At 54.0% G+C, this 22,822-nt stretch carries 25 protein-coding genes; 17 read left to right on the top strand and 8 right to left on the bottom strand.

Features of this window, described 5'->3' with window-relative positions; genetic code table 11:
• Positions 1-5: 5 nt before the first annotated feature.
• Positions 6-1,202: a glycine C-acetyltransferase gene (gene kbl, locus MOQ06_RS19025; protein WP_242174418.1), complete on the bottom strand. Its 1,197-nt coding sequence runs from the start codon at positions 1,200-1,202 to the stop codon at positions 6-8.
• Positions 1,203-1,417: 215 nt separating this feature from the next.
• On the opposite strand from kbl, the gene rfaD reads away from it, so the two are divergent.
• From rfaD to MOQ06_RS18995, 6 genes are read left to right on the top strand one after another with little or no spacing between them, the layout of a single operon-like run.
• Entirely contained in the window at positions 1,418-2,350 is a 933-nt protein-coding gene (gene rfaD / locus MOQ06_RS19020) for an ADP-glyceromanno-heptose 6-epimerase (protein WP_148421661.1), read from the top strand.
• 2 nt (positions 2,351-2,352) lie between these two features.
• A complete protein-coding gene (rfaF, locus tag MOQ06_RS19015; RefSeq protein ID WP_193355362.1) occupies positions 2,353-3,399 on the top strand; it encodes an ADP-heptose--LPS heptosyltransferase RfaF in 1,047 nt (348 codons plus the stop codon).
• Between the two features lie 3 nt (positions 3,400-3,402).
• Positions 3,403-4,383: a lipopolysaccharide heptosyltransferase RfaC gene (rfaC, locus tag MOQ06_RS19010; RefSeq protein WP_242174417.1), complete on the top strand. Its 981-nt coding sequence runs from the start codon at positions 3,403-3,405 to the stop codon at positions 4,381-4,383.
• A 3-nt stretch (positions 4,384-4,386) separates the two neighbouring features.
• Positions 4,387-5,475, top strand: coding sequence for a glycosyltransferase family 9 protein (locus MOQ06_RS19005; protein ID WP_193355364.1), 1,089 nt, complete (start codon positions 4,387-4,389; stop codon positions 5,473-5,475).
• Positions 5,476-5,531: 56 nt separating this feature from the next.
• Positions 5,532-6,389 (top strand): sugar glycosyltransferase, encoded by an 858-nt coding sequence (locus MOQ06_RS19000; RefSeq protein ID WP_242174416.1) that lies wholly within the window; start codon positions 5,532-5,534, stop codon positions 6,387-6,389.
• Positions 6,376-7,539, top strand: a complete 1,164-nt coding sequence (locus tag MOQ06_RS18995) for an O-antigen ligase family protein (protein ID WP_242174415.1) — start codon at positions 6,376-6,378, stop codon at positions 7,537-7,539. The genes MOQ06_RS19000 and MOQ06_RS18995 overlap by 14 nt, the downstream gene beginning before the upstream one ends.
• Before the next feature lie 2 nt (positions 7,540-7,541).
• On the opposite strand, the gene MOQ06_RS18990 is transcribed toward MOQ06_RS18995, so the two are convergent.
• Complete coding sequence (locus MOQ06_RS18990) at positions 7,542-8,516, bottom strand: polysaccharide deacetylase family protein (protein WP_148421667.1); 975 nt, start codon at positions 8,514-8,516, stop codon at positions 7,542-7,544.
• 150 nt (positions 8,517-8,666) lie between these two features.
• Between MOQ06_RS18990 and rfaQ the strand changes: the two genes are divergently transcribed.
• The 7 genes from rfaQ (at position 8,667) to coaD (ending at position 15,559) form a co-directional block, all read left to right on the top strand.
• Positions 8,667-9,734 (top strand): putative lipopolysaccharide heptosyltransferase III, encoded by a 1,068-nt coding sequence (gene rfaQ, locus MOQ06_RS18985; protein ID WP_242174414.1) that lies wholly within the window; start codon positions 8,667-8,669, stop codon positions 9,732-9,734.
• A complete protein-coding gene (locus MOQ06_RS18980; RefSeq protein ID WP_242174455.1) occupies positions 9,734-10,861 on the top strand; it encodes a glycosyltransferase family 4 protein in 1,128 nt (375 codons plus the stop codon). Before rfaQ ends, MOQ06_RS18980 begins: the two co-directional genes overlap by 1 nt.
• 2 nt (positions 10,862-10,863) lie before the next feature.
• The gene (locus MOQ06_RS18975; protein ID WP_242174412.1) at positions 10,864-11,964 is read left to right on the top strand and encodes a glycosyltransferase; all 1,101 of its coding nucleotides are present in this window, start codon (positions 10,864-10,866) and stop codon (positions 11,962-11,964) included.
• Positions 11,965-11,975: 11 nt separating this feature from the next.
• Positions 11,976-12,965: a glycosyltransferase gene (locus tag MOQ06_RS18970; RefSeq protein WP_242174411.1), complete on the top strand. Its 990-nt coding sequence runs from the start codon at positions 11,976-11,978 to the stop codon at positions 12,963-12,965.
• A 66-nt stretch (positions 12,966-13,031) separates the two neighbouring features.
• Entirely contained in the window at positions 13,032-14,306 is a 1,275-nt protein-coding gene (waaA, locus tag MOQ06_RS18965) for a lipid IV(A) 3-deoxy-D-manno-octulosonic acid transferase (protein WP_148421671.1), read from the top strand.
• On the top strand, positions 14,306-15,076 hold the full coding sequence (locus MOQ06_RS18960) for a glycosyltransferase family 2 protein (protein WP_242174410.1): 771 nt from the start codon (positions 14,306-14,308) through the stop codon (positions 15,074-15,076). Before waaA ends, MOQ06_RS18960 begins: the two co-directional genes overlap by 1 nt.
• Before the next feature lie 3 nt (positions 15,077-15,079).
• A complete protein-coding gene (gene coaD / locus MOQ06_RS18955; protein ID WP_148421673.1) occupies positions 15,080-15,559 on the top strand; it encodes a pantetheine-phosphate adenylyltransferase in 480 nt (159 codons plus the stop codon).
• 2 nt (positions 15,560-15,561) lie between these two features.
• Here the strand turns inward: coaD and mutM are convergent, their stop codons facing one another.
• The 4 genes from mutM to radC all read right to left on the bottom strand — a co-directional run bounded on the left by mutM (position 15,562) and on the right by radC (position 17,753).
• On the bottom strand, positions 15,562-16,371 hold the full coding sequence (mutM, locus tag MOQ06_RS18950; protein WP_242174409.1) for a bifunctional DNA-formamidopyrimidine glycosylase/DNA-(apurinic or apyrimidinic site) lyase: 810 nt from the start codon (positions 16,369-16,371) through the stop codon (positions 15,562-15,564).
• Between the two features lie 72 nt (positions 16,372-16,443).
• Positions 16,444-16,611 carry a 50S ribosomal protein L33 gene (rpmG, locus tag MOQ06_RS18945; RefSeq protein ID WP_003024094.1) on the bottom strand — a complete coding sequence of 56 codons (168 nt, stop codon included), beginning with the start codon at positions 16,609-16,611 and terminating at the stop codon, positions 16,444-16,446.
• Between the two features lie 22 nt (positions 16,612-16,633).
• Positions 16,634-16,870, bottom strand: coding sequence for a 50S ribosomal protein L28 (gene rpmB, locus MOQ06_RS18940; RefSeq protein ID WP_002436699.1), 237 nt, complete (start codon positions 16,868-16,870; stop codon positions 16,634-16,636).
• 217 nt (positions 16,871-17,087) lie between these two features.
• Entirely contained in the window at positions 17,088-17,753 is a 666-nt protein-coding gene (gene radC / locus MOQ06_RS18935; protein WP_148421675.1) for a DNA repair protein RadC, read from the bottom strand.
• 173 nt (positions 17,754-17,926) lie between these two features.
• Between radC and coaBC the strand changes: the two genes are divergently transcribed.
• The 3 genes from coaBC to slmA all read left to right on the top strand — a co-directional run bounded on the left by coaBC (position 17,927) and on the right by slmA (position 20,291).
• Positions 17,927-19,138 carry a bifunctional phosphopantothenoylcysteine decarboxylase/phosphopantothenate--cysteine ligase CoaBC gene (gene coaBC, locus MOQ06_RS18930; RefSeq protein ID WP_148421692.1) on the top strand — a complete coding sequence of 404 codons (1,212 nt, stop codon included), beginning with the start codon at positions 17,927-17,929 and terminating at the stop codon, positions 19,136-19,138.
• Entirely contained in the window at positions 19,116-19,574 is a 459-nt protein-coding gene (gene dut / locus MOQ06_RS18925) for a dUTP diphosphatase (protein ID WP_015570042.1), read from the top strand. Before coaBC ends, dut begins: the two co-directional genes overlap by 23 nt.
• Positions 19,575-19,694: 120 nt before the next feature.
• A complete protein-coding gene (gene slmA, locus MOQ06_RS18920) occupies positions 19,695-20,291 on the top strand; it encodes a nucleoid occlusion factor SlmA (RefSeq protein WP_063868771.1) in 597 nt (198 codons plus the stop codon).
• 68 nt (positions 20,292-20,359) lie between these two features.
• Here the strand turns inward: slmA and pyrE are convergent, their stop codons facing one another.
• On the bottom strand, positions 20,360-21,001 hold the full coding sequence (pyrE, locus tag MOQ06_RS18915) for an orotate phosphoribosyltransferase (RefSeq protein ID WP_148421676.1): 642 nt from the start codon (positions 20,999-21,001) through the stop codon (positions 20,360-20,362).
• A 66-nt stretch (positions 21,002-21,067) separates the two neighbouring features.
• Positions 21,068-21,784, bottom strand: coding sequence for a ribonuclease PH (rph, locus tag MOQ06_RS18910; RefSeq protein WP_148421677.1), 717 nt, complete (start codon positions 21,782-21,784; stop codon positions 21,068-21,070).
• Positions 21,785-21,909: 125 nt separating this feature from the next.
• On the opposite strand from rph, the gene MOQ06_RS18905 reads away from it, so the two are divergent.
• On the top strand, positions 21,910-22,773 hold the full coding sequence (locus MOQ06_RS18905) for a YicC/YloC family endoribonuclease (RefSeq protein WP_148421678.1): 864 nt from the start codon (positions 21,910-21,912) through the stop codon (positions 22,771-22,773).
• The last annotated feature ends 49 nt before the right edge of the window (positions 22,774-22,822 follow it).

Here is a 22,822-nt window from a genome sequence, read left to right as displayed (position 1 = left end):
CGTCCTCAGGCAATTACGCCCAGCTGTTTGCCGATGCGGGTAAAGGCTTCCACCGCACGTTCAATTTGTTCAGGCGAGTGCGCCGCAGACATCTGGGTGCGGATACGCGCCTGACCTTTTGGTACCACCGGGAAGAAGAACCCGGTCACGTAAATCCCTTCTTTCTGCAGCTCGCGAGCAAATTTCTGCGCGACGACCGCATCGCCCAGCATCACCGGAATGATCGCGTGGTCAGCACCGGCCAGGGTAAACCCTGCGGCGCTCATTTTTTCACGGAACAGACGGGCGTTGGACCACAGGCGGTCGCGCAGCTCAGCACCGGATTCCACCATCTCCAGCACTTTAATGGAGGCGGCCACGATCGCTGGCGCCAGGGAGTTGGAGAACAGATACGGGCGGGAGCGCTGACGCAGCCACTCAACCACCTCTTTACGCGCGGCGGTATAGCCGCCGGAAGCACCGCCAAGCGCTTTGCCCAGCGTACCGGTGATGATGTCCACGCGGCCCATCACGTCACAGTATTCGTGGGAGCCACGGCCATTTTCGCCCACAAAACCAACCGCGTGCGAGTCGTCTACCATCACCAGCGCGTCGTATTTGTCGGCCAGATCGCACACGCCCTTCAGGTTAGCGATCACGCCGTCCATAGAGAACACGCCATCGGTGGCGATGAGCACATGACGCGCGCCGGCTTCGCGGGCCTCTTTCAGGCGGGCTTCCAGCTCAACCATGTCGTTGTTGGCGTAGCGGAAACGCTTCGCTTTACACAGGCGGACGCCGTCGATAATAGAGGCGTGGTTCAGGGCGTCGGAGATAATTGCGTCTTCTGCGCCCAGCAGCGTCTCAAACAGACCGCCGTTGGCGTCGAAGCAGGAGGAGTAGAGGATCGCGTCTTCCATTCCAAGGAAGTTCGCCAGCTTTTGTTCAAGCTGCTTGTGGCTGTCCTGGGTGCCGCAGATAAAGCGCACGGAGGCCATGCCGAAGCCGTGGGTATCCATGCCGTTTTTCGCTGCGGCAATCAGCTCAGGGTGATTCGCAAGACCCAGGTAGTTGTTCGCACAAAAGTTGATCACATGGCTGCCGTCGGCAACGGTGATGTCCGCCTGCTGAGCAGACGTGATAATACGCTCTTCCTTGAACAACCCTTCCGCACGGGCGGTATCGAGGTCGCTGTTTAACTGTTTGTAAAAATCACCACGCATTGCAATTCTCCAGACTCGGCAAATTTCGGCACATATTACCCAAACCTATAGTTCATGACGAGATGACGCAGTATCTCTTCTCGTTTTTGCAGCATAAATCACGTGTACCCCTGCTGCATATCGGTGAATGGCTGAAGACCGGGCATTGTGATGATATGATAAAGACATTAGCGTCCGGGATTGTCCCCGGACTCAACACTTCAAAGGTTACAGTTATGATCATCGTTACCGGCGGCGCGGGCTTTATCGGCAGCAATATTGTTAAAGCTCTCAATGACAAAGGCATCACCGACATTCTGGTGGTGGATAACCTGAAAGACGGCACCAAGTTCGTCAACCTGGTGGATCTGAACATCGCTGATTATATGGATAAAGAGGACTTCCTTATCCAGATTATGGCAGGCGAAGAGTTCGGCGAGATCGAAGCCATCTTCCACGAAGGTGCATGCTCATCCACCACCGAGTGGGACGGCAAGTACATGATGGACAACAACTATCAGTACTCCAAAGAGATCCTGCACTACTGTCTGGAGCGTGAAATTCCGTTCCTGTACGCCTCCTCTGCGGCAACCTACGGCGGCCGCACCTCTGATTTCATCGAGTCCCGCGAATATGAGCAGCCGCTGAACGTTTACGGCTATTCCAAGTTCCTGTTTGATGAGTACGTGCGCCAGATCCTGCCTGAAGCGAACTCCCAGATTGTTGGCTTCCGCTACTTCAACGTTTACGGTCCGCGCGAAGGCCACAAAGGCAGCATGGCGAGCGTGGCGTTCCACCTGAACACCCAGCTGAATAATGGCGAAAGCCCGAAACTGTTTGAAGGCAGCGACGGCTTCAAGCGTGACTTCGTCTACGTAGGCGACGTGGCGGCCGTCAACCTGTGGTTCCTGGAAAATGGCGTATCCGGTATTTTCAACCTTGGCACAGGCCGCGCGGAATCCTTCCAGGCCGTGGCTGACGCAACGCTGGCATACCATAAAAAAGGCAGCATTGAGTATATTCCTTTCCCGGATAAGCTGAAGGGCCGCTACCAGGCGTTCACGCAGGCTGACCTGACCAACCTGCGTGCCGCAGGCTACGACAAGCCGTTCAAGACCGTTGCCGAAGGCGTAACGGAATACATGGCCTGGCTGAACCGCGACGCATAAGTATGAAAATTCTGGTGATCGGCCCGTCATGGGTGGGCGACATGATGATGTCGCAAAGTCTCTATCGCACGCTCAAGGCGCGTTATCCCCAGGCGATAATCGACGTGATGGCACCCGCGTGGTGCCGTCCGCTGTTATCGCGTATGCCAGAAGTGAACGAGGCGATCCCAATGCCGCTCGGCCACGGGGCGCTGGAAATTGGCGAGCGTCGCAGACTCGGCCATAGCCTGCGCGAAAAACGCTATGACCGTGCCTATGTGCTGCCTAACTCCTTCAAATCTGCCCTTGTGCCCTTCTTTGCTGGCGTGCCGCACCGTACCGGCTGGCGAGGCGAAATGCGCTACGGTTTGCTGAACGACGCCCGGGTGCTGGATAAAGAGGCGTGGCCGCTGATGGTTGAGCGCTATGTGGCGCTGGCCTATGACAAAGGCGTAATGCGCAGCGCGAAAGACCTGCCGCAGCCGCTGCTGTGGCCGCAGCTTCAGGTCAACGATGGGGAGAAATCCCATACCTGCAACGCGTTTGGCATGTCGTCCGAGCGTCCGATGATTGGTTTTTGCCCTGGTGCGGAATTTGGTCCGGCAAAACGCTGGCCGCACTATCACTACGCCGAACTGGCGAAACAGCTGATCGACGAAGGCTATCAGATTGTGCTGTTTGGCTCAGCGAAAGACCACGAGGCGGGCAATGAAATTCTCGCCGCGCTGAGCATCGATCAGCAGGCCTGGTGCCGGAACCTTGCGGGAGAAACGCAGCTTGAGCAGGCCGTAATTTTGATTGCCGCCTGTAAAGCCGTGGTCACTAACGATTCCGGTCTAATGCACGTCGCCGCCGCGCTGGACCGCCCGCTGGTCGCGCTGTATGGCCCCAGCAGCCCGGACTTCACGCCGCCTCTGTCACACAAAGCGCGCGTTATCCGGCTAATCACCGGCTACCATAAGGTTCGCAAAGGCGATGCCGCAGAGGGCTATCATCAGAGTCTGATCGACATCACGCCGCAGCGCGTTCTCGAAGAACTCAACGAACTGCTGTTGAGCGAAGAAGGATAACGGATGCGGGTATTGATCGTTAAAACCTCCTCGATGGGTGATGTTCTGCATACGCTGCCGTCGCTGACGGACGCCATGCGGGCCATTCCCGGCATCCGTTTTGACTGGGTGGTGGAAGAAGGCTTCGCGCAAATCCCCACCTGGCATGAGGCGGTCGATCGCGCGATCCCGGTGGCGATTCGCCGCTGGCGCAAAGCGTGGTTCTCCGCACCGATTAAAGCCGAACGTAAAGCCTTCCGCGAAGCGGTGCAGGCGCAGCGTTACGACGCGATCGTCGACGCCCAGGGGCTGGTCAAAAGCGCGGCGCTGGTGACGCGTCTGGCACACGGCCTAAAGCACGGTATGGACTGGCAAACCGCACGCGAACCGCTGGCGAGCCTTTTCTATAACCGTCGCCACCATATTGCGAAGCAGCAGCACGCCGTGGAGCGCACCCGCGAGCTGTTCGCGAAAAGCCTGGGCTATGCAAAACCTGAAGCCCAGGGTGACTACGCTATTGCACAGCATTTTTTGCGCGAGACGGAGCATGCCGAGCCGTATCTGGTGTTCCTGCATGCCACAACGCGCGACGATAAGCACTGGCCGGAAACGCACTGGCGAAGGCTGATTGAACTAATGCAACCTTGCGGTATCCATATTAAACTCCCGTGGGGCGCTGAACATGAGCGTCAGCGTGCGGAGCGTCTGGCCGCAGGCTTTACCCACGTCGAGGTTTTACCCAAACTTACGCTGGCGCAGGTTGCCGCGCAGCTGGCGGGCGCGAATGCCGTCGTTTCCGTGGATACGGGGCTAAGCCATCTAACCGCCGCACTGGATCGTCCTAATATCACGATTTTCGGCCCGACAGACCCCGGGCTGATCGGGGGTTACGGTAAAAACCAGCATCAGATGGTCAGCCCGACGCAACAAACGAAGGATATCAGCGCAGATGCTATTTTTTCATTTTTACAGGGCAGCCAGCTGCTTTCCAACAGGGATATTTAACCCATGAGTTACGTATTTCTGCTGATTTTACTCTTTCCGGTGAAGCTCTTCCGGAAGCTGTTTCGAAAAGACACGGGCAGGAACCTTGTCATTCAGACGGCCAAAATCGGTGACTTTATCAATGCGACGCCCCTCCTGGCACATCTGCAAAAAAGCGATGTGTTGATCAGCCGCAGCGTCGGCGCGCTGGCGAAGCATGACGAGAACATCGAGCAGATCTACTTCATCGAACAGCATAAGCGCAACCTGTGGCGTAAGCTCTGCTTCGCCTGCAGGATCATGAACCGTTACGATAATGTCTATCTGCTACAGCCGAATAGCGTGAATCTCTTTTTTGCCGCCGTCTGTAATGCAAAAAACAAACAATTTTTAAGCATTTACACCCGCAGATGGTATCACGGGATATTTTATCTCACCGCCGACGGTATCGTTGAGCACGGCAAAAAAACGCTATCAGTAACCAACTACCTGAAGCTGGCCGACCGTTCACTCACGTGGCAGGACTCTCCCAAACATGCCACAAAGCCGCTGTTTAAACCGGCGACCTATCCGGCCATTCTCGACAAACCTGACGTTATCCGCATCGGTATCAGTATTGCGGCAGGCAATAAAGCTAAAACGGTGCCGCCGGTTATCTGGAAGCGAATTGTCGATCGCCTAGCCGGCTTACCCTGCGAGTTTTATGTTTTCGGCGCCCCAAATGAACAGTCGTGGATGGACGATATCACCCGCCTTTACGGTGAGATCCCGAATTTTATCAATCTCATTGGTAAAATTTCGCTCGAAGAGCTTCCCTGGGCCATTTCGAAGATGGACTGCTATATCGCGTCTGATTCGGGGAATATTTACATTGCAGATGCTGTGGGCGTGCCGGTAATCATGTTATTTGGCCCATGCTGTCATTACGAGCAGCGTCCTCTCGGCGAGGTTCTGTTGATTGGTAACGATGAAAATATTAACTCTTACGTTTTTGAAACGCGTTACTACTTCAGCCAACCGAAAGAAGAGTTGTTTGCAGTAAGCGACGCGGATTTGGATAACATTGTGAGTTTATTAACGACCGTGAATAAAAATAAAAAAATAATTTCCTGAGGCGTAAAATGAACTCGTTGACCAAGCAACTGTATCGGTATACGCATAAGCGCAATATGCGACATAATGAAAATTTATGGCCCTTCGTTAAAATATCGCGTGCTGAAACCGGTGAAATATCAGAATTAAAGTATAAGGGACGCAGTATCGATCTGATCCCGCTCTCCTCACTTCACCATCGGTTCGATGGCGATATACTTATTGCGGCGACTGGCCCTTCAATCAAAGCTATCGATTTCAAGACTCTACCATCGACGGTAATCACGGCGGGCGTGAACGGTGCCTGGCACCTTCACCACGCGCTAAGTTTTTCTCTCTATTTCGTCGTTGATATGACGTTTATCGATCGTCAGACTGCATTATTGAAGCGTATTGTAAGCTGTAAAGATGTCATTCTCTTTACTACGGTTATGGGCATCGTTAAACTTATAGAGCGTTTTTCATACGACAAAATCCAGTGTGAATTATGCATCATTGAAGATATTTGTTATGAAACCTATAAACCCTCTATTAAGCAAGCTGATTTACGCGAGGTTCTAGCGGGCACGCCAGGTATCATATTTTCAGAGACACATCCTAATACAGCCTTTAGTTGTGATGTTCGTCACGGGGTCGTAGATGCCGGAACCGTGATGTATTGGGCTCTCCAGGTACTCTATTTTCTGGGCTTTAAAAAAATATATATTGCGGGGCTCGATATGAATAATTTCAATCAACCTCGCTTTTATGAAACCAATAGTACAATGTTACCAACTTTCCTTGATAAAAAGGTGAATAATATTGTCATTCCGGCGTTGATGCTGGCAAGTACTGTTTTCAAAAAAAATGAGATCACTGTCATCAATCTGTCTCCTCAAAGCGCAATACCTGACTCTGTTTTCCCCAGAAAGGATTTTACTGATGTCTTCAACTAATATTCAACGTTTTATATTCTATCCTTTTATGCTCTTTATCTTTTTGAGCATGATTTTTTGTGGCGTTTCAAAAGTAAATATTTTCTTTCACATTGCCCTTGCACTGTTTATCATCGCTATGATGATAAATCATGAGGTAAGAACGCGTTTTATTAGCGATCGTGACTTTCTACCCGCACTGGGCTTTACTGGTGCATTTTTATTATATTTCTCATTAACTAATTTTTGGGCTGATTCGTCCCACCTCAGGTCTGCGCTAACCCATTCATTTTATTTGTTTATTTTTATCTGCCTGTATCGTCAATGTGAACTACAGGACAGAAAAAAATATATCATAGGTGCAGCATATTTCGGCATTGTGGCTTTAACGATATTAACGCTAATTTATGTCAATAAAGAGCACATATTTCAAAACAGGCTATCGCGAGCTTTTCCTTTCTCTCCGGATAACGTAATTGATCTTGGAGGATACATGGCGCTGGGTATTTTATTGAGCGCCATACTGGTTCGTGAAACGCGTAACTTCTGGTTTTATATTCCAGTTCCTCTGCTTTTGGTCTGCTTGATTCTGACCCAAAGTCGAGGGCCACTCCTTTCACTTGTTGTCGCCGCGGTTGTCGCTTTCCTCTGTAAACCGAAATGGGATATTAAGCTGCTGACAGGTTCACTTATTCTACTGGCGATCATCGGTGCAAGCCTCTATTTTAGTGGCTCGCTCGATATGTTCTTCAAACGCGTAGAAGATTCTTCACGAGCAGGATCCGTCCGTTTCGGTATTTGGCAGCATGCTTTTGAAGTGGCAAAACAGAAAGCACTCTTCGGATGGGGTTTCAATAAAGAACTTCAGTTCATTAATGGTTTTGGTCAGCATGTTACCACGACGCATAGCCTCTATTTAGCAACCTTTCTAAAGGGAGGTGCGGTAGGACTGCTGCTGCTTTTAGGCATGATTTTATTTGCCGCCAGACAAAGCCTTCGCCACCTTGCAGCTAATCATAAAGCTGAAATCGCGGTTATCGTATTTGCGCTGATGTTCTACGTGACGCAGGGCATGTTTGTTATCAGCAACCCACGAGAATATTGGGTGTTGTTCTGGCTTCCTTTTGCCATTATTTTTAGTGCGCCGATAAAAACGGCGCTGCAAAAATAACGTTAAGGCGCCGATGTTTCGGCGCCTTTTTTATAAGAATAAAACTCCGCCAGCGTCATTCCCACCGTCTTATCTGATAACCAGCTAAACAGCTGCTCAAGATCCTGATACAGCCCTTCAATCGCGGCGTCATCTTTAAACGCAGGGCTTCCGCCAGGCATAAATTCCGACGAATGAAGCATAAACTCCACATAATCATTTCCCTGAGACAGGCATTGCTGCGCTACCTTAATCATCTCCTGGGCGTTACCGCCGGACGGGCGTAACCAGTTAACTGAAGGAGAGCGGTATTTACCGCGAAGACGATCGTAACCCTGCTTAAGCGAATTCAGCCATGCCGGATGTTTGTACTGGATGCTCATCGGCACTTCGAGTAAAGGGCTGTTTCCCGGACGGGAAATATCATCTGCATCTAAGAAGTAAGCGCGATCGGGGAAATGCTGGTAATTCGTTCCGCCACTTCCCTGAGGGGCGCCTTTCGCGTTACGCCAGTTCACGCGCGGCGTGACGGAGCAGTCGACCTGATAACCCAGTTCAATCAGCAGCCTGGCGTAACGGCTATCAAACGCCCAGCGCCCGGCGCGATGACTAAGCATTTTAGTCTGGAAGGTCTCTTCCAGTAAGCGGGTCATAAATACCACTTTCTCACGCATGACCTCGTCTGGAAACTCAATCAGATAAGGCTGCCAGCGCCAGTCATCACCGGTCAGATCGTGCTCAGGAGGGCTGTTCCAGGCATGGAGATGCATTCCCACCTCGCCCTGGCCCCGGGCGATTACATCTTTAGCGAACTCAATGAACACCGGCTCAACCGCCATCTCGTAGTTGGTCAGCCAGACGGGCTTGAAGCCGAAACGCTCACAAAGCGTCTGGAACCGTGCCAGATAGCGCGCATTTTTCGTTTTGATCACCCGGTGGTTTTGCCAGAGATTATCCCCTTCGGTATCGATCGTGATGATAAACGCCGGTTTTTTCATAATGAGCCCGCAAGACAAAATAGTTAGCGCTATGTTACGCACTCCCGAAAGCAGGAGTAAACCCTTCCAGGGAAATTCCTGACATTATGGAGAAAGAGTGCAAGTCGCTACCAGGTCTATTAGAATTGCCATTAGTACAACGCCGATAAGATGATGATGAATAACTTACCCGACACGCCTGATTTGCGCATTTTACTGATCAAACTTCGCCATCATGGCGACATGTTACTCACCACTCCCGTCATCAATTCGCTACGCCAAAAATGGCCAGAAGCCCAAATCGACGTGCTCCTGTATGAAGAGACGCGAGACATGCTCGCCGCGCATCCGGCAATCAATACGATTTATGGCATCGACCGTAAGTGGAAGCAACTGGGCACGCTGAAGCACCTGCAAAAAGAGTGGCAGTTGCTGCGTACGCTGCGCGCGCAGCATTACCATCTGGTGATTAATCTTGCCGATCAGTGGCGCAGCGCGATTGTCACCCGCCTCACGGGTGCCCCCGTTCGGCTCGGGTTTGCCTTTAACAAGCGCAACAATGCGTTCTGGCGTTTTTGTCATAGCGAACTGGTTTCTGTCGCCAGCCATCAGTCACTGCACACCGTTGAACAAAACCTTTCGATACTGGCACCGTTACCGGTTGTCGCCAAATCCGACGTCACCATGGCTTACCGCGCGGATGACTGGCACCATGCACAGCAAAAGCTAACGCAACAGGGTGTGGGAGAGCGCTACATCGTTATCCAGCCCACCTCACGCTGGTTCTTTAAGTGCTGGGATGAAGGGAAAATGGCGCAAACTATCGCCGCGCTGCAGCAGGACGGCCACACTGTCGTCCTGACGGCGGGACCGGATAAGAAAGAGCTGGCGATGGTAGACCGCATCCTTGCCGCCTCCCCGAAAACGGGTGTTGTTTCGCTGGCAGGACAGTTAACCCTGCGCCAGCTGGCCTCGCTCATCGACCACGCCAGCCTGTTCATTGGCGTTGACTCTGTTCCTATGCACATGGCCGCCGCCCTGCAGACGCCCTGCGTGGCGCTATTTGGCCCATCAAAATTGACGTTCTGGTCGCCATGGCAGGTAAACGGCGAGGTTATCTGGGCCGGGAATTACGGCCCGCTTCCCAACCCTGACGCCATTGATACGAAAACCACCGAACGCTATCTCGACGCCATTCCCGTTGATGCTGTCGTCTCTGCCGCAAGGAGATACCTGTGATGAAGCCTCATCGCCTGGCCATTGTGCGTCAAAAATATCGCCCGGATGGCGGAGCAGAACGTTTTGTCTCCAGGGCACTCGCTGCGCTGAGCAATCAGAACCTTGAGCTGAACGTCATCACCCGCGAGTGGCAAGGCGAAAAACAGGACGACTGGCATATTCATATCTGCGATCCCCGGAAATGGGGTCGCATCAGCCGCGAGCGCGGCTTTGCGCACGCCGCGCGCGCCCTGTGGCAACAGCAGCAGTTTGATATTGTACAGAGCCACGAGCGTATCCCGGGCTGCGATATTTACCGTGCCGGCGACGGAGTGCATCGTCGCTGGCTGCTACAGCGTACGCGTATACTTCCCGCCTGGCGCGCGAAGCTGCTTATGCACGATCGCTATCACCGCTACGTGATGAACGCGGAACGTGAAATGTATCAGGCTCCCGAGCTAAAGGCGGTTATCTGTAATGCGGAGATGATCAAGCGCGAAATCGTCGAAGACTTTGATATTGACGCAAAAAAGATACATGTGATTTATAATTCAATAGATTCCAGCCGCTTCGTTCCGGCAGAAGAGAGACAGCGCGCCGTACTGCGTCAGCAATTTGGGCTACCCGCCGATGCCGTCATTTTCTGCTTCGTGGGGTCAGGGTTTGAACGCAAGGGGCTGGCGAGCGCTATCCAGGCTATTGCAGGGACATCGGCATGGCTGATTGTGGTCGGTCAGGATAAAGCGGAAAGCCGCTATCGCGACCTCGCCCGTTCATTAGGCTGTGAGGGGCAAATCCGTTTCCTGGGGATGCAAAAAGAGACGCTGCCGTTTTATCAGCTTTCCGATGGTTTACTGCTGCCGACGCTGTATGATCCTTTCCCTAACGTCATACTTGAAGCAATGGCCTGTGGATTACCCGTCATTACGTCAGAGAGCTGCGGTGGGTCAGAATTTATTGAGCAAGGCCAGAACGGGTTTTACTGTGATGCACTTGATATCCGCACCCTGAAGGAGGCCGTCGTGTCCATTCCTTCTCTGGATAAGAATAACAATATGGGGCTTGCGGCGCGCGAACGCGTCAGAGAAGCAACGCCAGAAAAACTGTCAAGTCAGCTTATTTCGCTTTATCAAAAATTACTGGATTAATAATGCGCATCCTAATGATTATTGATGGTTTACCCGGTGGAGGAGCCGAAAAAACGGTTCTCACCCTCTCCAGCGGACTGACGGAACTGGGACATCAGGTTACCCTTTTCTCCCTGCGGAAGGTGTGCGACTACGCCATTCCGGAAGGCATCGATTTTCAGGTTGTGCAGGATACGTGTAAAAAACCCTGGCGCAAGCTGACAGAGATCCCGCGGCGCGCCCGCTTACTGGATCGCGCTATTGAGCGGGCTGAGCGCAGCGGTAAATTTGACGTGGTCTTCTCGCACCTCCATAAAACCGATCGTATAGTGGCGCACAGCCGGGTGCTGGATCGGGACAAGGTGTGGTTCTGCGTACACGGGATGTTCTCGTTCTCCTATTTACGCCATCGCAGCGGCCTTTCCCGCTGGTTCAAACATTCTAAAATTCGACATACCTATGAAAACCGCAACGTTGTCGCGGTATCCGGAGCCGTACTGCACGATCTCTCAGAGACGCTCGCTATTCCCCTGCGACGCAAAGCGGTGATCCATAACCCCTTTGATATTCCTGAAATTCAGCGTCTGGCAGAAGCGCCTTTTGAGATGCAGGGGCAGAGTTACATTATCCACGTTGGCCGTTTTCATGAGCACAAACGTCACGACCGCCTGCTGCGGGCGTTCGCGCTAAGCAAAATCGACACAACCCTGGTGATGATGGGCAACGGCTCCGCAACGAAAATAGACCAGCTCAGGCAGCTTGCCGCCGGGCTTGGCATTGAAAACAAGATCATTTTCCGCCCGTTCGAAGCCAATCCCTACCCGTGGATTAAAGGAGCACGCCTTTTAGTGTTAAGTTCCGACTGCGAAGGTTTTGGTAATGTACTCGTGGAGTCAATTATCTGTCAGACTCCACCGGTCAGTACAAACTGCCCCGGCGGCCCTGCTGAGATCCTCACCGGTCCCCTGGCCCGCGGTCTGACGGCGTTAACAGACGAATCACTGGCGAAAACGCTGGCAGAACTATATGCCTCTCCGCCGGTGGTTGATCGCGACACGATTGCCTCGTTCGGTATCAACGCCATTTGCCGGCAATACATTGCTTTGGTCGACACCCAAAAATAATCAGGTTTCATATGCAAAATTCAGCGCCATTATTAAGCGTGGTGGTTGCCGTTTATAACGGTGAAGCTTTTCTTGATCAGTTCTTTACCTGCCTTGTAAATCAAAACATCGACAGTATGGAAGTCATCATCGTCAATGACGGCTCCACCGACCGTTCGATGCAGATCGTCGATAACTGGCGCGAAAAGCTGCCGGATATGCAGGTCATTGAACAGCCTAATCAGGGCGTTTCCATCGCGCGTAATACCGGTCTGGCCGTAGCGACCGGCCGCTATCTCTCCTTCCCGGATATTGATGATGTTTTCAGACCCGGCATGTATCAGCGCCTGCTGGATATGGCCGTCACGCAGAATCTGGACGTCGCCACCTGCAACGGCAACTACGTCTGGGAAAATAACAAGAAATCGTCTCGCCCCATCTTCCCGGAAGACAAGCTCGCCTCAACGGGCGTTATGAATGGCGCGGCATGGCTAAAAAAGGCGCTGGACTCGCGTAAGTTCCTGCACGTCACCTGGCTGAATATCTATCGCCACGATTTCATTCGCCAGAACGGCTTCCGCTTCGAGCCCGGCCTGCGTCATCAGGATATTCCGTGGACTACCGAGGTGCTGCTTGCCGCGGAACGCGTTCAGTACACCAGCGAACGCTTTTATGACTACTACATTCACTCCGCTTCGGTATCGCACACTCCGGATAACGACGACACGCTTATTCGCTCAGCGCGTCATTACATGAAGATCCTGAAGATGCTCGATGCCATTAACCAGCGCTATCCGGATAAAGTGAAAAATATCCCTGCCTGCCACTGGCAAATCGCTAAAGAGGGGCTGGGGATTATTCATACCTTCGATAACATGAAGGATGAGGCGAAGAAAGCAATGATAATCAAAGAGTTCTTCGACACCGGGATCTGGAAGCTTATCTGGAAAAGTGCCAAAAGCCCGCGTTTGCGCTGGCGCCTGGGCCGACGCTACTTCCGTTTAAAACGGTATCTGGCATAAGAGATAGCTTTAGCACGCTTAAATGCTTAGAATTTCCCGGCCGAAACTAAAAAAACGGATAATCGCTTGGAATTGTTGTATACCGCCCTGCTCTACATCATTCAGCCACTGGTGTGGCTGCGACTGTTGCTTCGTAGCCGTAAAGCGCCTGCGTACCGTAAACGCTGGGCCGAACGCTATGGCTTCTGCCGCAATAAAGTCGCGCCGGACGGTATTCTGCTGCATTCCGTATCCGTCGGGGAAACGCTGGCGGCCATTCCGCTGGTGCGCGCCCTGCGCCACCGTTATCCGTCACTGCCGATCACCGTCACCACCATGACGCCGACGGGCTCAGAACGCGTGATGTCCGCATTCGGTAAAGATGTCCATCACGTCTACCTCCCGTACGATCTCCCCTGCGCCATGAACCGTTTCCTGAACACCGTTCGCCCCAAACTGGTGATCGTGATGGAAACCGAGCTGTGGCCGAACATGATTTCCGCCCTGCATGCCCGTAAAATTCCTTTAGTTATCGCGAACGCGCGTCTGTCAGAGCGTTCGGCGAAAGGCTACGGCAAGCTGGGTAAATTTATGCGTCGCCTGCTCAGCAAAATCACGCTGATCGCCGCGCAAAATGAAGAAGATGCCGCGCGCTTTATCGCCCTGGGCCTGAAACGCAACCAGCTTGCGGTAACGGGTAGCCTGAAATTCGATATTTCCGTCACGCCTGAACTCGCCGCCCGTGCGGTGACGCTGCGTCGACAGTGGGCGCCGCGCCGTCAGGTCTGGATTGCCACCAGCACCCACGACGGTGAAGAAGAGATTATTTTGCAGGCCCACCGCAAGCTGCTGGAAACCTTCCCGGACCTGCTGCTGATTCTGGTTCCTCGCCATCCGGAGCGTTTTAAAGATGCCCGCGAAATGGTGCAAAAAGGCGGTTTTAGCTTTACCCTGCGCAGCAGCGGCGAAATCCCCTCTGGCAGCACGCAGGTCGTCATTGGCGATACGATGGGTGAACTGATGCTGCTGTACGGCATTGCGGATCTCGCCTTTGTCGGCGGCAGCCTGGTAGAGCGCGGCGGTCATAACCCACTGGAACCGGCAGCACACGCCATTCCGGTGCTGATGGGACCGCACACGTTTAACTTCAAGGACATCTGCGCGAAATTGCAGCAGGCCGATGGCTTAATCACCGTCACCGACGCAGATTCGGTGGTCAAAGAGGTCTCCACCCTTCTGACCGACGAAGATTACCGCCTGTGGTACGGTCGTCATGCCGTTGAGGTTCTGCACCAGAACCAGGGCGCGCTGACCCGTCTGCTGCAGCTTCTGCAACCCTATCTGCCTCAGCGGAGCCACTAATGTCAACGCGTCTGTCGGTGGTGATGATCGCCAAAAACGCCGCCGACCTGCTTCCGGATTGCCTGGCGTCTGTAGCCTGGGCTGACGAGATAATCCTTCTTGACTCCGGCAGTACGGACAACACGCCAGACGTGGCCCGTGCAGCGGGTGCAAACGTCTATACCGACACCGACTGGCAGGGCTACGGCATTCAGCGTCAGCGCGCGCAGGGTTACGCCACGGGCGATTACGTGCTGATGATCGACACCGACGAGCGCGTCACCCCGGAACTCCGACAGGCCATTCAAACGGTACTTGCCGCTCCCCAGCCTGGCGCGGTCTACAGCATCGCGCGTCGTAACTATTTTCTTGGGCGCTTTATGCGCCACAGCGGCTGGTATCCAGACCGCGTGATGCGTCTCTACGAGCGCGAATGCTACCAGTACAACGACAGCCTGGTTCATGAGTCTCTGGCCTGTGACAACGCCAGGGTCATTCCCCTGACGGGCGATCTGCTTCACCTGACCTGTCGGGATTTCGCCAGCTTCCAGCGTAAACAGCTGAACTATGCCACCGCCTGGGCACAGGAGCGGCATGCGCGCGGCAAGAAGGCCTCGCTTACCGGGATCTTCACCCACACGCTGGGCGCGTTTCTGAAAACGCTGCTGCTGCGCGGCGGCGTGCTGGACGGCAAGCAGGGCTGGCTACTGGCGGTGGTGAATGCCCAGTATACTTTCAACAAATACACCGAGCTGTGGGCGCTGAACCACGGCTACTCAGAGAAAACGTGAGCCATGAGCACAAAAGCGATTTATCCGGGTACCTTCGATCCGATCACCAACGGTCATCTTGATATCATCACCCGTGCGGCGTGTATGTTCGACAAGGTCATTCTGGCTATTGCCGCCAGCCCCAGCAAAAAGCCAATGTTCGATCTGAACGAACGCGTGGCGCTGGCATCCGGGGCGATTGCGCACCTGCCGAACGTTGAGGTCGTCGGGTTCAGCGATTTGATGGCAAATTTTGCCCGCACCCAGCAGGCCAATATACTCATCCGCGGCTTACGTGCCGTGGCGGACTTCGAATATGAGATGCAGCTGGCGCACATGAACCGTCATCTGATGCCGGAGCTGGAGAGCGTGTTCCTGATGCCCTCCAAGGAGTGGTCTTTTATCTCTTCTTCACTGGTGAAAGAGGTCGCGCGCCATCACGGGGACGTTACCCACTTCCTGCCGGATAACGTCCACCAGGCGCTGATGGAAAAATTAAAGTAACGTTACTTCTGGCACTGACGGCAGTAAAACGTGGCGCGCTGGGCGTGCTTCGTGGCAATTATCGGCGTTCCGCAGGCTCTGCACGGTTCACCTTTACGGCCGTAGACCTGCAGCTCCTGCGCAAAATAGCCCGGCTTCCCGTCGCTTTGCAGGAAATCCTTCAGCGTCGTCCCGCCCTGCTCAATCGACCGCAGCAGCACCGCTTTAATGACGCTAACCAGCAGCTCGCACTCCTGCGCCGACAGCGAAGAGGCCAGCCGATCGGGATGGATCCCGGCGGCAAACAGCGATTCGCTGGCGTAAATATTCCCTACGCCCACCACCAGCCTGTTATCCATAAGCCAGGGCTTAACCGGAGTTTTCTTCCTGGCGCATTTCTCTTTGAGGTATTCCGCGTTAAACGCCTCTGAGAGCGGCTCTGGCCCGAGATGCGCCAGCACGTTGTGCCCTTCAAGCTCTTTGGCCCACAGCCATGCGCCAAAACGCCGTGGGTCGGTATAACGCAGCACTTTGCCGTTGCTCATCACCAGATCGACGTGGTCGTGCTTTTCCGCAGGCAGGTCCTCTGTGAGGATACGCAGGCTTCCCGACATGCCCAGATGGATGATGATCCAGCCGTCAGGCAGTTCCAGCAGCAGGTATTTAGCGCGGCGCTGGACGCTCAGGACGGGTTTGTCGCTTAGCGCATGGATCTCATCGGAAACCGGCCAGCGCAGACGCCCGTTGCGAACGACAGCATGCAGAATAGTCGCGCCGACCAGATGCGGCTCAATACCGCGGCGGCTGGTCTCTACCTCAGGTAATTCAGGCATGGTTCCTCCGTTGAGATGCAGAATGCAAAAAACCCCGCAGATGCGGGGTTTTTCAATACAAGGAGACTAAAATTATTTGATTTTAGCTTCTTTGTACAGTACGTGCTGGCGTACAACTGGATCGAATTTTTTCAGTTCCAGTTTTTCCGGCTTAGTACGTTTGTTCTTCGTGGTGGTGTAGAAGTGACCTGTACCAGCAGAAGAAACCAGCTTGATTTTCTCGCGAATACCTTTAGCCATGATTTATTTCCTCTTTAAGTACTTAGTACTTTTCGCCACGGGCACGCAGTTCGGACAGAACTGTATCGATGCCTTTCTTATCGATTACACGCATACCTTTAGCAGATACGCGCAGGGTGACAAAACGCTTCTCGCTCTCAACCCAGAAACGGTGAGAGTGCAGGTTCGGCAGGAAACGGCGTTTAGTCGCGTTCAGTGCGTGGGAACGGTTGTTACCGGTCACCGGACGCTTGCCAGTAACTTGGCAGACTCGGGACATGTCTATTCTCCAAAAATCAAATTAGCTCGAGCTTCGTATGGGGTATCGGCGCCTCGTCAGGCTTTACAGCCCGGTCATCGCATAGTTCTATTGAACCCTCGATTGCCAGGCCCAAATGCCAAACCCGAGATTCTCAAAGGTGGCGTAGTATACGCTGACTCGGCGGTGTGCTCAAGTCCCGAACAGACAAAGATCCCGATGGATCGCGAGAAAAGGCCTAAATCCAGCCGCGTTCGGCAAAAGATATGTACTCTCCGCGGCCAATTATCAGATGGTCCAGCACACGAATGTCCATGAATTGACAGCATTTGATAATACGTTCGGTAATAGCTTTGTCAGCTCTGCTTGGTTCTGCACAGCCAGAGGGGTGATTATGCGCGAGGATCACGCCGGCTGCATTCACTTTTATCGCTTCCCGCACAATTTCACGCGGATGCACCTCAACGTGGCTTAACGTCCCCGAAAAAAGGCGGGTATGTTTAATCACACGATTTTTGTTGTCGAGAAAGATCACCATAAAGATCTCCCGCTCCAGATCGGACAGCTGGCTTTGCAGAAATTCGCGGGTCATGTCAGGAGTAAGAATGGGGTCTTCCTCCTCCATACGCACGTTATAAAATCGTCGGGCAAGTTCTGCAATTCCCCGCAGCTGGGCATATTTCGCCACGCCGATGCCCTCTACGTGCGTAAATTCCGCCAGGTCCGCGGTCAGCAAACCATACAGTGAACCAAAATGGTCTATTAAATCCTTCGCCAGGGTAAAAACCGTTTTTCCCGGCGTGCCCGTGCGTAAAAAGAGCGCCAGCAGCTCGTCGTCTTTTAATAACGTGACGCCATGGCGCAGCATTTTTTCGCGCGGTAGCAGCAGTTCAGTCTCTTCCATGCCCGCCCTCCTTCTGTTTGCCACTATGCTGCCACAGGCACCTCCCGGGCTCGACGCTCGCGTTTCGTTCTTGCGTAACGCCTCGCAAAGTGAATAACGGACTTCATCACCCCGTTTTTGGGATTGTGATAAAATGCCCGCTCTCTGGTGAAACCCAACAGGAAAGAATCATGATGAGCCTGGCCGGTAAAAAAATCGTTCTTGGCGTAAGCGGCGGTATTGCTGCCTATAAAACGCCGGACCTGGTGCGCCGTTTGCGCGAGCGCGGGGCCGATGTGCGGGTCGCGATCACCGAAGGCGGCAAAGCCTTTATCACTCCGCTGAGCCTGCAGGCCGTATCGGGATACCCGGTATCCGACAGCCTTCTTGATCCGGCGGCCGAAGCCGCAATGGGCCACATTGAGCTGGGTAAATGGGCCGATCTGGTTATTCTTGCCCCCGCCACGGCGGATTTAATTGCCCGCGTGGCGGCAGGTATGGCGAACGATCTGGTTTCAACCATTTGCCTCGCCACCCCGGCGCCCGTCGCGGTCGTGCCCGCCATGAACCAGCAGATGTACCGCAACGCCGCTACCCGGCATAATCTGGAAACGCTGGCCTCGCGCGGCCTGCTGATCTGGGGCCCCGACAGCGGCAGCCAGGCCTGCGGCGACGTGGGTCCGGGCCGAATGCTCGACCCGCTAACGATTGTTGATATGGCCGCGGCCCATTTCTCGCCTGTCAACGATCTGCAACATCTCAACATCATGATTACCGCGGGTCCAACGCGCGAGCCGCTGGATCCGGTGCGTTACATTACTAACCACAGCTCCGGCAAAATGGGCTATGCGATTGCCGCCGCGGCGGCCAGGCGCGGTGCGAACGTCACGCTGGTGAGCGGCCCGGTGTCACTTACCGCGCCTGCGTCGGTGCAGCGTATTGATGTCACCACCGCACTGGAAATGGAAGCCGCCGTACAGGCGCATGCACAACAGCAGCATATTTTTATTGGCTGTGCTGCCGTGGCGGATTACCGGGCAGAAACCATTGCTGACGCCAAAATTAAAAAGCAAGGCGATGAATTAACGATAAAAATGGTCAAAAACCCGGATATCGTTGCCGGTGTGGCCGCGCTAAAAACGCATCGTCCTTACGTTGTTGGGTTTGCCGCCGAAACGAATAATGTGGAAGAATATGCCCGGCAAAAACGTACCCGCAAAAACCTCGATTTGATTTGCGCGAACGACGTATCGCTGTCCACGCAAGGATTTAACAGCGACAGCAACGCATTGCACCTTTTCTGGCAGGATGGAGATAAAGTCTTACCGCTTGAGCGCAAAGAACTCCTGGGCCAACAATTACTGGACGAGATCGTTACCCGTTATGATGAAAAAAATCGACGTTAAGATTCTGGACCCGCGCGTTGGCGAGCAATTTCCGCTGCCAACGTATGCCACCTCCGGCTCTGCCGGTCTTGACCTGCGCGCCTGTCTCGATGACGCCGTAGAACTGGCCCCGGGTGCAACTACCCTGATCCCGACCGGACTGGCGATCCACATTGCTGACCCGTCGCTGGCGGCGGTGATCCTGCCGCGCTCTGGCCTGGGCCATAAGCATGGCGTCGTGCTGGGTAACCTGGTTGGCCTGATTGACTCTGACTATCAGGGTCAGCTGATGGTATCCGTCTGGAACCGTGGCCAGGACAGCTTCACCATTGAACCGGGCGAGCGTATCGCGCAGATGGTATTTGTCCCGGTGGTGCAGGCAGAATTTAACCTGGTGGCAGACTTTGATGCTACCGACCGTGGCGAAGGCGGCTTCGGCCATTCCGGGCGCAAATAACCGCCCGACAGACACGCATTTCACAGCGCCATAATGCAATAACAAACCGCAAACGCCAGTTTGCGGTCGCTGTGTGGATGACGGCCTGACAAGTGCTTATTTTCAGGGGTATTTTGTAACATGGCAGAAAAACAAACCGCGAAAAGGAATCGTCGCGAAGAAATACTTCAATCTCTGGCTCTGATGCTTGAATCCAGCGACGGCAGTCAACGCATCACCACCGCAAAACTGGCGGCCTCTGTAGGCGTGTCAGAAGCGGCGCTGTATCGACATTTTCCGAGCAAAACCCGGATGTTCGACAGCCTGATCGAGTTTATCGAAGATAGCCTGATTACGCGCATCAACCTGATTCTGAAGGACGAAAAAGACACCAGCGCGCGTCTGCGTCTGATTGTGCTGCTGATTCTGGGCTTTGGTGAACGTAATCCGGGTTTGACCCGTATTCTGACCGGCCACGCGCTGATGTTCGAACAGGATCGCCTGCAGGGCCGTATAAACCAGCTTTTTGAGCGTATTGAAGCCCAGCTGCGCCAGGTGCTGCGCGAGAAGAAAATGCGTGAAGGCGAAGGTTACACCACGGATGAGACATTGCTGGCAAGTCAGATCCTGGCGTTTTGCGAAGGGATGCTCTCTCGTTTTGTGCGCAGCGAGTTTAAATACCGCCCAACGGACGATTTTGACGCCCGCTGGCCGTTAGTGGCTGCTCAGTTGCAGTAACCTCGCTGCCGGTTATCCGGTCTACAGAGTGCATTGCCCGATAAGCCTGACGCCATCGGGCAATGCAGTTACACCCCGTACGCTTCCCGATATGCCCGTACCGCCGCCAGATGATCTGCCATCTCAGGCTTCTCTTCCAGATACGCAATCAGGTCCTTCAGGGTGATAATCGACGTTACCCTGCAGCCGTAATCGCGTTCCACTTCCTGAATAGCGGAGATTTCGCCGCGCCCGCGCTCCTGACGATCGAGCGAAATCAGCACGCCCGCAAGCGTTGCGCCATTTGCCTGGATAATTTCCATTGATTCACGAATCGCGGTGCCTGCGGTGATCACGTCATCCACCAGCATCACGCGGCCCTGCAGCGCGCTGCCGACCAGATTGCCACCTTCACCGTGAGTTTTGGCCTCTTTACGGTTAAAGCAGTACGGCACGTCGCGGTCATGGTGCTCCGCCAGCGCCACTGCGGTGGTCGTCGCAATCGGAATGCCTTTGTAGGCAGGGCCAAACAGCAGGTCGAAATCAATCCCGGCATCCACCAGCGCTTCGGCATAGAAGCGGCCTAACAGTGCCAGATCGCGCCCGGTATTAAACAGCCCGGCGTTGAAGAAATAGGGGCTTTTACGCCCGGATTTCAGCGTAAACTCGCCAAACTTGAGTACCTGTTTGTTAAGCGCAAACTCAATAAACTGGCGCTGATACGATTTCATGGATTTGCTCCTTTGTCTTTTCTGTCTTACGGGCAAAAAAAAGGCGACTCATCGGTCGCCTTAAAATCAATTTTCTAACGCCGCTTTCTGCGTCGCTACAATAGATTCGATTCCCCCTCGGGCCAGCGCCAGCAGGGTAAGAAGCTCTTCATGGGTGAATGGCTCGCCTTCTGCCGTGCCCTGTACCTCAATGATGCGACCATCTTCGGTCATCACCACGTTCATGTCGGTTTCTGCGGCAGAATCTTCAACGTACTCCAGATCGCAAAGCGCTTCGCCGTTAACGATACCGACGGAAACCGCGGCAACCATCCCTTTCATCGGGTTGGTTTTCAGCTTACCGGCGGCCACCAGCTTGTTCAGCGCGTCTGCCAGCGCCACGCAGGCTCCGGTAATGGAGGCCGTACGCGTGCCGCCATCGGCCTGGATCACGTCGCAGTCCAGCGTGATGGTGAACTCACCCAGCGTTTTCAGATCAACTGCGGCGCGGAGCGCACGCGCGATCAGGCGCTGGATCTCCATGGTACGGCCGCCCTGCTTACCCTTCGCCGCTTCACGGGCATTACGGGTATGGGTTGCGCGCGGCAACATGCCGTATTCGGCGGTGATCCAACCCTGGCCCTGACCTTTCAGGAAGCGAGGCACGCCCTCTTCGATAGACGCGGTGCAAAGCACTTTGGTGTCACCAAACTCAACCAGCACGGAGCCTTCAGCGTGTTTTGTATAGTTACGGGTCAGGATGACGGGACGCACCTGATTGGCGCTACGACCTGATGGACGCATGATGGATTCTCCGGCTTGAAACGAATGTGGCTGCGCATTATACGGATAAAGGACGCTTATTCCTATCCTGAGAAGCCCCCGAAAGCTATAATCCCCCCATCTCTCCTTTAAAAACGGGAATGTCTATGATCCGCAGTATGACCGCCTACGCCCGGCGTGAAATCAAGGGTAGCTGGGGTAGCGCTACCTGGGAAATGCGCTCGGTAAACCAGCGCTATCTGGAAACATATTTCCGTATGCCGGAACAGTTCCGCAGCCTTGAGCCTGTGGTGCGTGAGCGTATCCGTACGCGTCTGACCCGCGGAAAGGTGGAATGTAACCTGCGCTTTGAGCCCGATGCCAGCGCGCAGGGCGAGCTGATCCTCAACGAAAAGCTGGCGAAACAGCTCGTGAATGCAGCGAACTGGGTCAAAATGCAAAGCGATGAAGGCGAGATCAACCCGGTTGATATTCTGCGCTGGCCTGGCGTAATGGCCGCAGGAGAGCAGGATCTGGACGCGATCGCCGCTGAAATCCTGGCGGCGCTCGACGGCACGCTGGATGACTTTATCGTGGCCCGCGAAACCGAAGGCCAGGCGCTGAAGGCGATGATTGAGCAGCGCCTTGAAGGCGTGAGCGCCGAAGTGGCGAAAGTTCGTGCCCATATGCCAGAAGTGCTGCAGTGGCAGCGCGAGCGCCTTGTCGCTAAGCTTGAAGAGGCCGAAGTCCAGCTCGAAAACAACCGGCTGGAGCAGGAGCTGGTGCTGATGGCACAGCGCGTGGACGTAGCTGAAGAGCTGGATCGTCTGGAAGCGCACGTTAAAGAGACCTACAACATTCTGAAGAAGAAAGAAGCCGTAGGCCGCCGCCTCGACTTTATGATGCAGGAGTTCAACCGCGAGTCGAACACGCTGGCGTCTAAGTCTATCAATGCCGAGGTGACCAATTCAGCGATTGAGCTGAAGGTTCTGATTGAGCAGATGCGCGAGCAGATCCAGAATATCGAGTAACGTACCGCGTATACTCGTTCATAAAAAAGACCATTGTAATTTATGGTCT

The organism is Enterobacter sp. I4 (genome assembly GCF_022669095.1).
In the GTDB taxonomy this organism is placed as follows: Bacteria; Pseudomonadota; Gammaproteobacteria; order Enterobacterales; family Enterobacteriaceae; genus Enterobacter; species Enterobacter pasteurii.
Note: the sequence above shows the minus strand (reverse complement) of the source record. Positions and strands in the feature narration are given on the sequence as shown.

Excerpts from the sequence above, each read along its gene's own strand:
- rph (WP_148421677.1), bottom strand. The coding sequence starts at position 21,784 with ATGCGTCCATCAGGTCGTAGCGCCAATCAGGTGCGTCCCGTCATCCTG.
- rfaF (WP_193355362.1), top strand. The coding sequence starts at position 2,353 with ATGAAAATTCTGGTGATCGGCCCGTCATGGGTGGGCGACATGATGATG.
- mutM (WP_242174409.1), bottom strand. The coding sequence starts at position 16,371 with ATGCCTGAATTACCTGAGGTAGAGACCAGCCGCCGCGGTATTGAGCCG.
- rfaQ (WP_242174414.1), top strand. The coding sequence starts at position 8,667 with ATGATGATGAATAACTTACCCGACACGCCTGATTTGCGCATTTTACTG.
- kbl (WP_242174418.1), bottom strand. The coding sequence starts at position 1,202 with ATGCGTGGTGATTTTTACAAACAGTTAAACAGCGACCTCGATACCGCC.
- MOQ06_RS18990 (WP_148421667.1), bottom strand. The coding sequence starts at position 8,516 with ATGAAAAAACCGGCGTTTATCATCACGATCGATACCGAAGGGGATAAT.
- coaD (WP_148421673.1), top strand. The coding sequence starts at position 15,080 with ATGAGCACAAAAGCGATTTATCCGGGTACCTTCGATCCGATCACCAAC.
- slmA (WP_063868771.1), top strand. The coding sequence starts at position 19,695 with ATGGCAGAAAAACAAACCGCGAAAAGGAATCGTCGCGAAGAAATACTT.
- MOQ06_RS19005 (WP_193355364.1), top strand. The coding sequence starts at position 4,387 with ATGAGTTACGTATTTCTGCTGATTTTACTCTTTCCGGTGAAGCTCTTC.
- MOQ06_RS18970 (WP_242174411.1), top strand. The coding sequence starts at position 11,976 with ATGCAAAATTCAGCGCCATTATTAAGCGTGGTGGTTGCCGTTTATAAC.
- MOQ06_RS18960 (WP_242174410.1), top strand. The coding sequence starts at position 14,306 with ATGTCAACGCGTCTGTCGGTGGTGATGATCGCCAAAAACGCCGCCGAC.
- radC (WP_148421675.1), bottom strand. The coding sequence starts at position 17,753 with ATGGAAGAGACTGAACTGCTGCTACCGCGCGAAAAAATGCTGCGCCAT.
- MOQ06_RS18980 (WP_242174455.1), top strand. The coding sequence starts at position 9,734 with ATGAAGCCTCATCGCCTGGCCATTGTGCGTCAAAAATATCGCCCGGAT.
- MOQ06_RS19000 (WP_242174416.1), top strand. The coding sequence starts at position 5,532 with ATGCGACATAATGAAAATTTATGGCCCTTCGTTAAAATATCGCGTGCT.
- MOQ06_RS18995 (WP_242174415.1), top strand. The coding sequence starts at position 6,376 with ATGTCTTCAACTAATATTCAACGTTTTATATTCTATCCTTTTATGCTC.
- rfaD (WP_148421661.1), top strand. The coding sequence starts at position 1,418 with ATGATCATCGTTACCGGCGGCGCGGGCTTTATCGGCAGCAATATTGTT.
- coaBC (WP_148421692.1), top strand. The coding sequence starts at position 17,927 with ATGAGCCTGGCCGGTAAAAAAATCGTTCTTGGCGTAAGCGGCGGTATT.
- pyrE (WP_148421676.1), bottom strand. The coding sequence starts at position 21,001 with ATGAAATCGTATCAGCGCCAGTTTATTGAGTTTGCGCTTAACAAACAG.
- MOQ06_RS18905 (WP_148421678.1), top strand. The coding sequence starts at position 21,910 with ATGATCCGCAGTATGACCGCCTACGCCCGGCGTGAAATCAAGGGTAGC.
- rpmB (WP_002436699.1), bottom strand. The coding sequence starts at position 16,870 with ATGTCCCGAGTCTGCCAAGTTACTGGCAAGCGTCCGGTGACCGGTAAC.
- rpmG (WP_003024094.1), bottom strand. The coding sequence starts at position 16,611 with ATGGCTAAAGGTATTCGCGAGAAAATCAAGCTGGTTTCTTCTGCTGGT.
- dut (WP_015570042.1), top strand. The coding sequence starts at position 19,116 with ATGATGAAAAAAATCGACGTTAAGATTCTGGACCCGCGCGTTGGCGAG.
- rfaC (WP_242174417.1), top strand. The coding sequence starts at position 3,403 with ATGCGGGTATTGATCGTTAAAACCTCCTCGATGGGTGATGTTCTGCAT.
- MOQ06_RS18975 (WP_242174412.1), top strand. The coding sequence starts at position 10,864 with ATGCGCATCCTAATGATTATTGATGGTTTACCCGGTGGAGGAGCCGAA.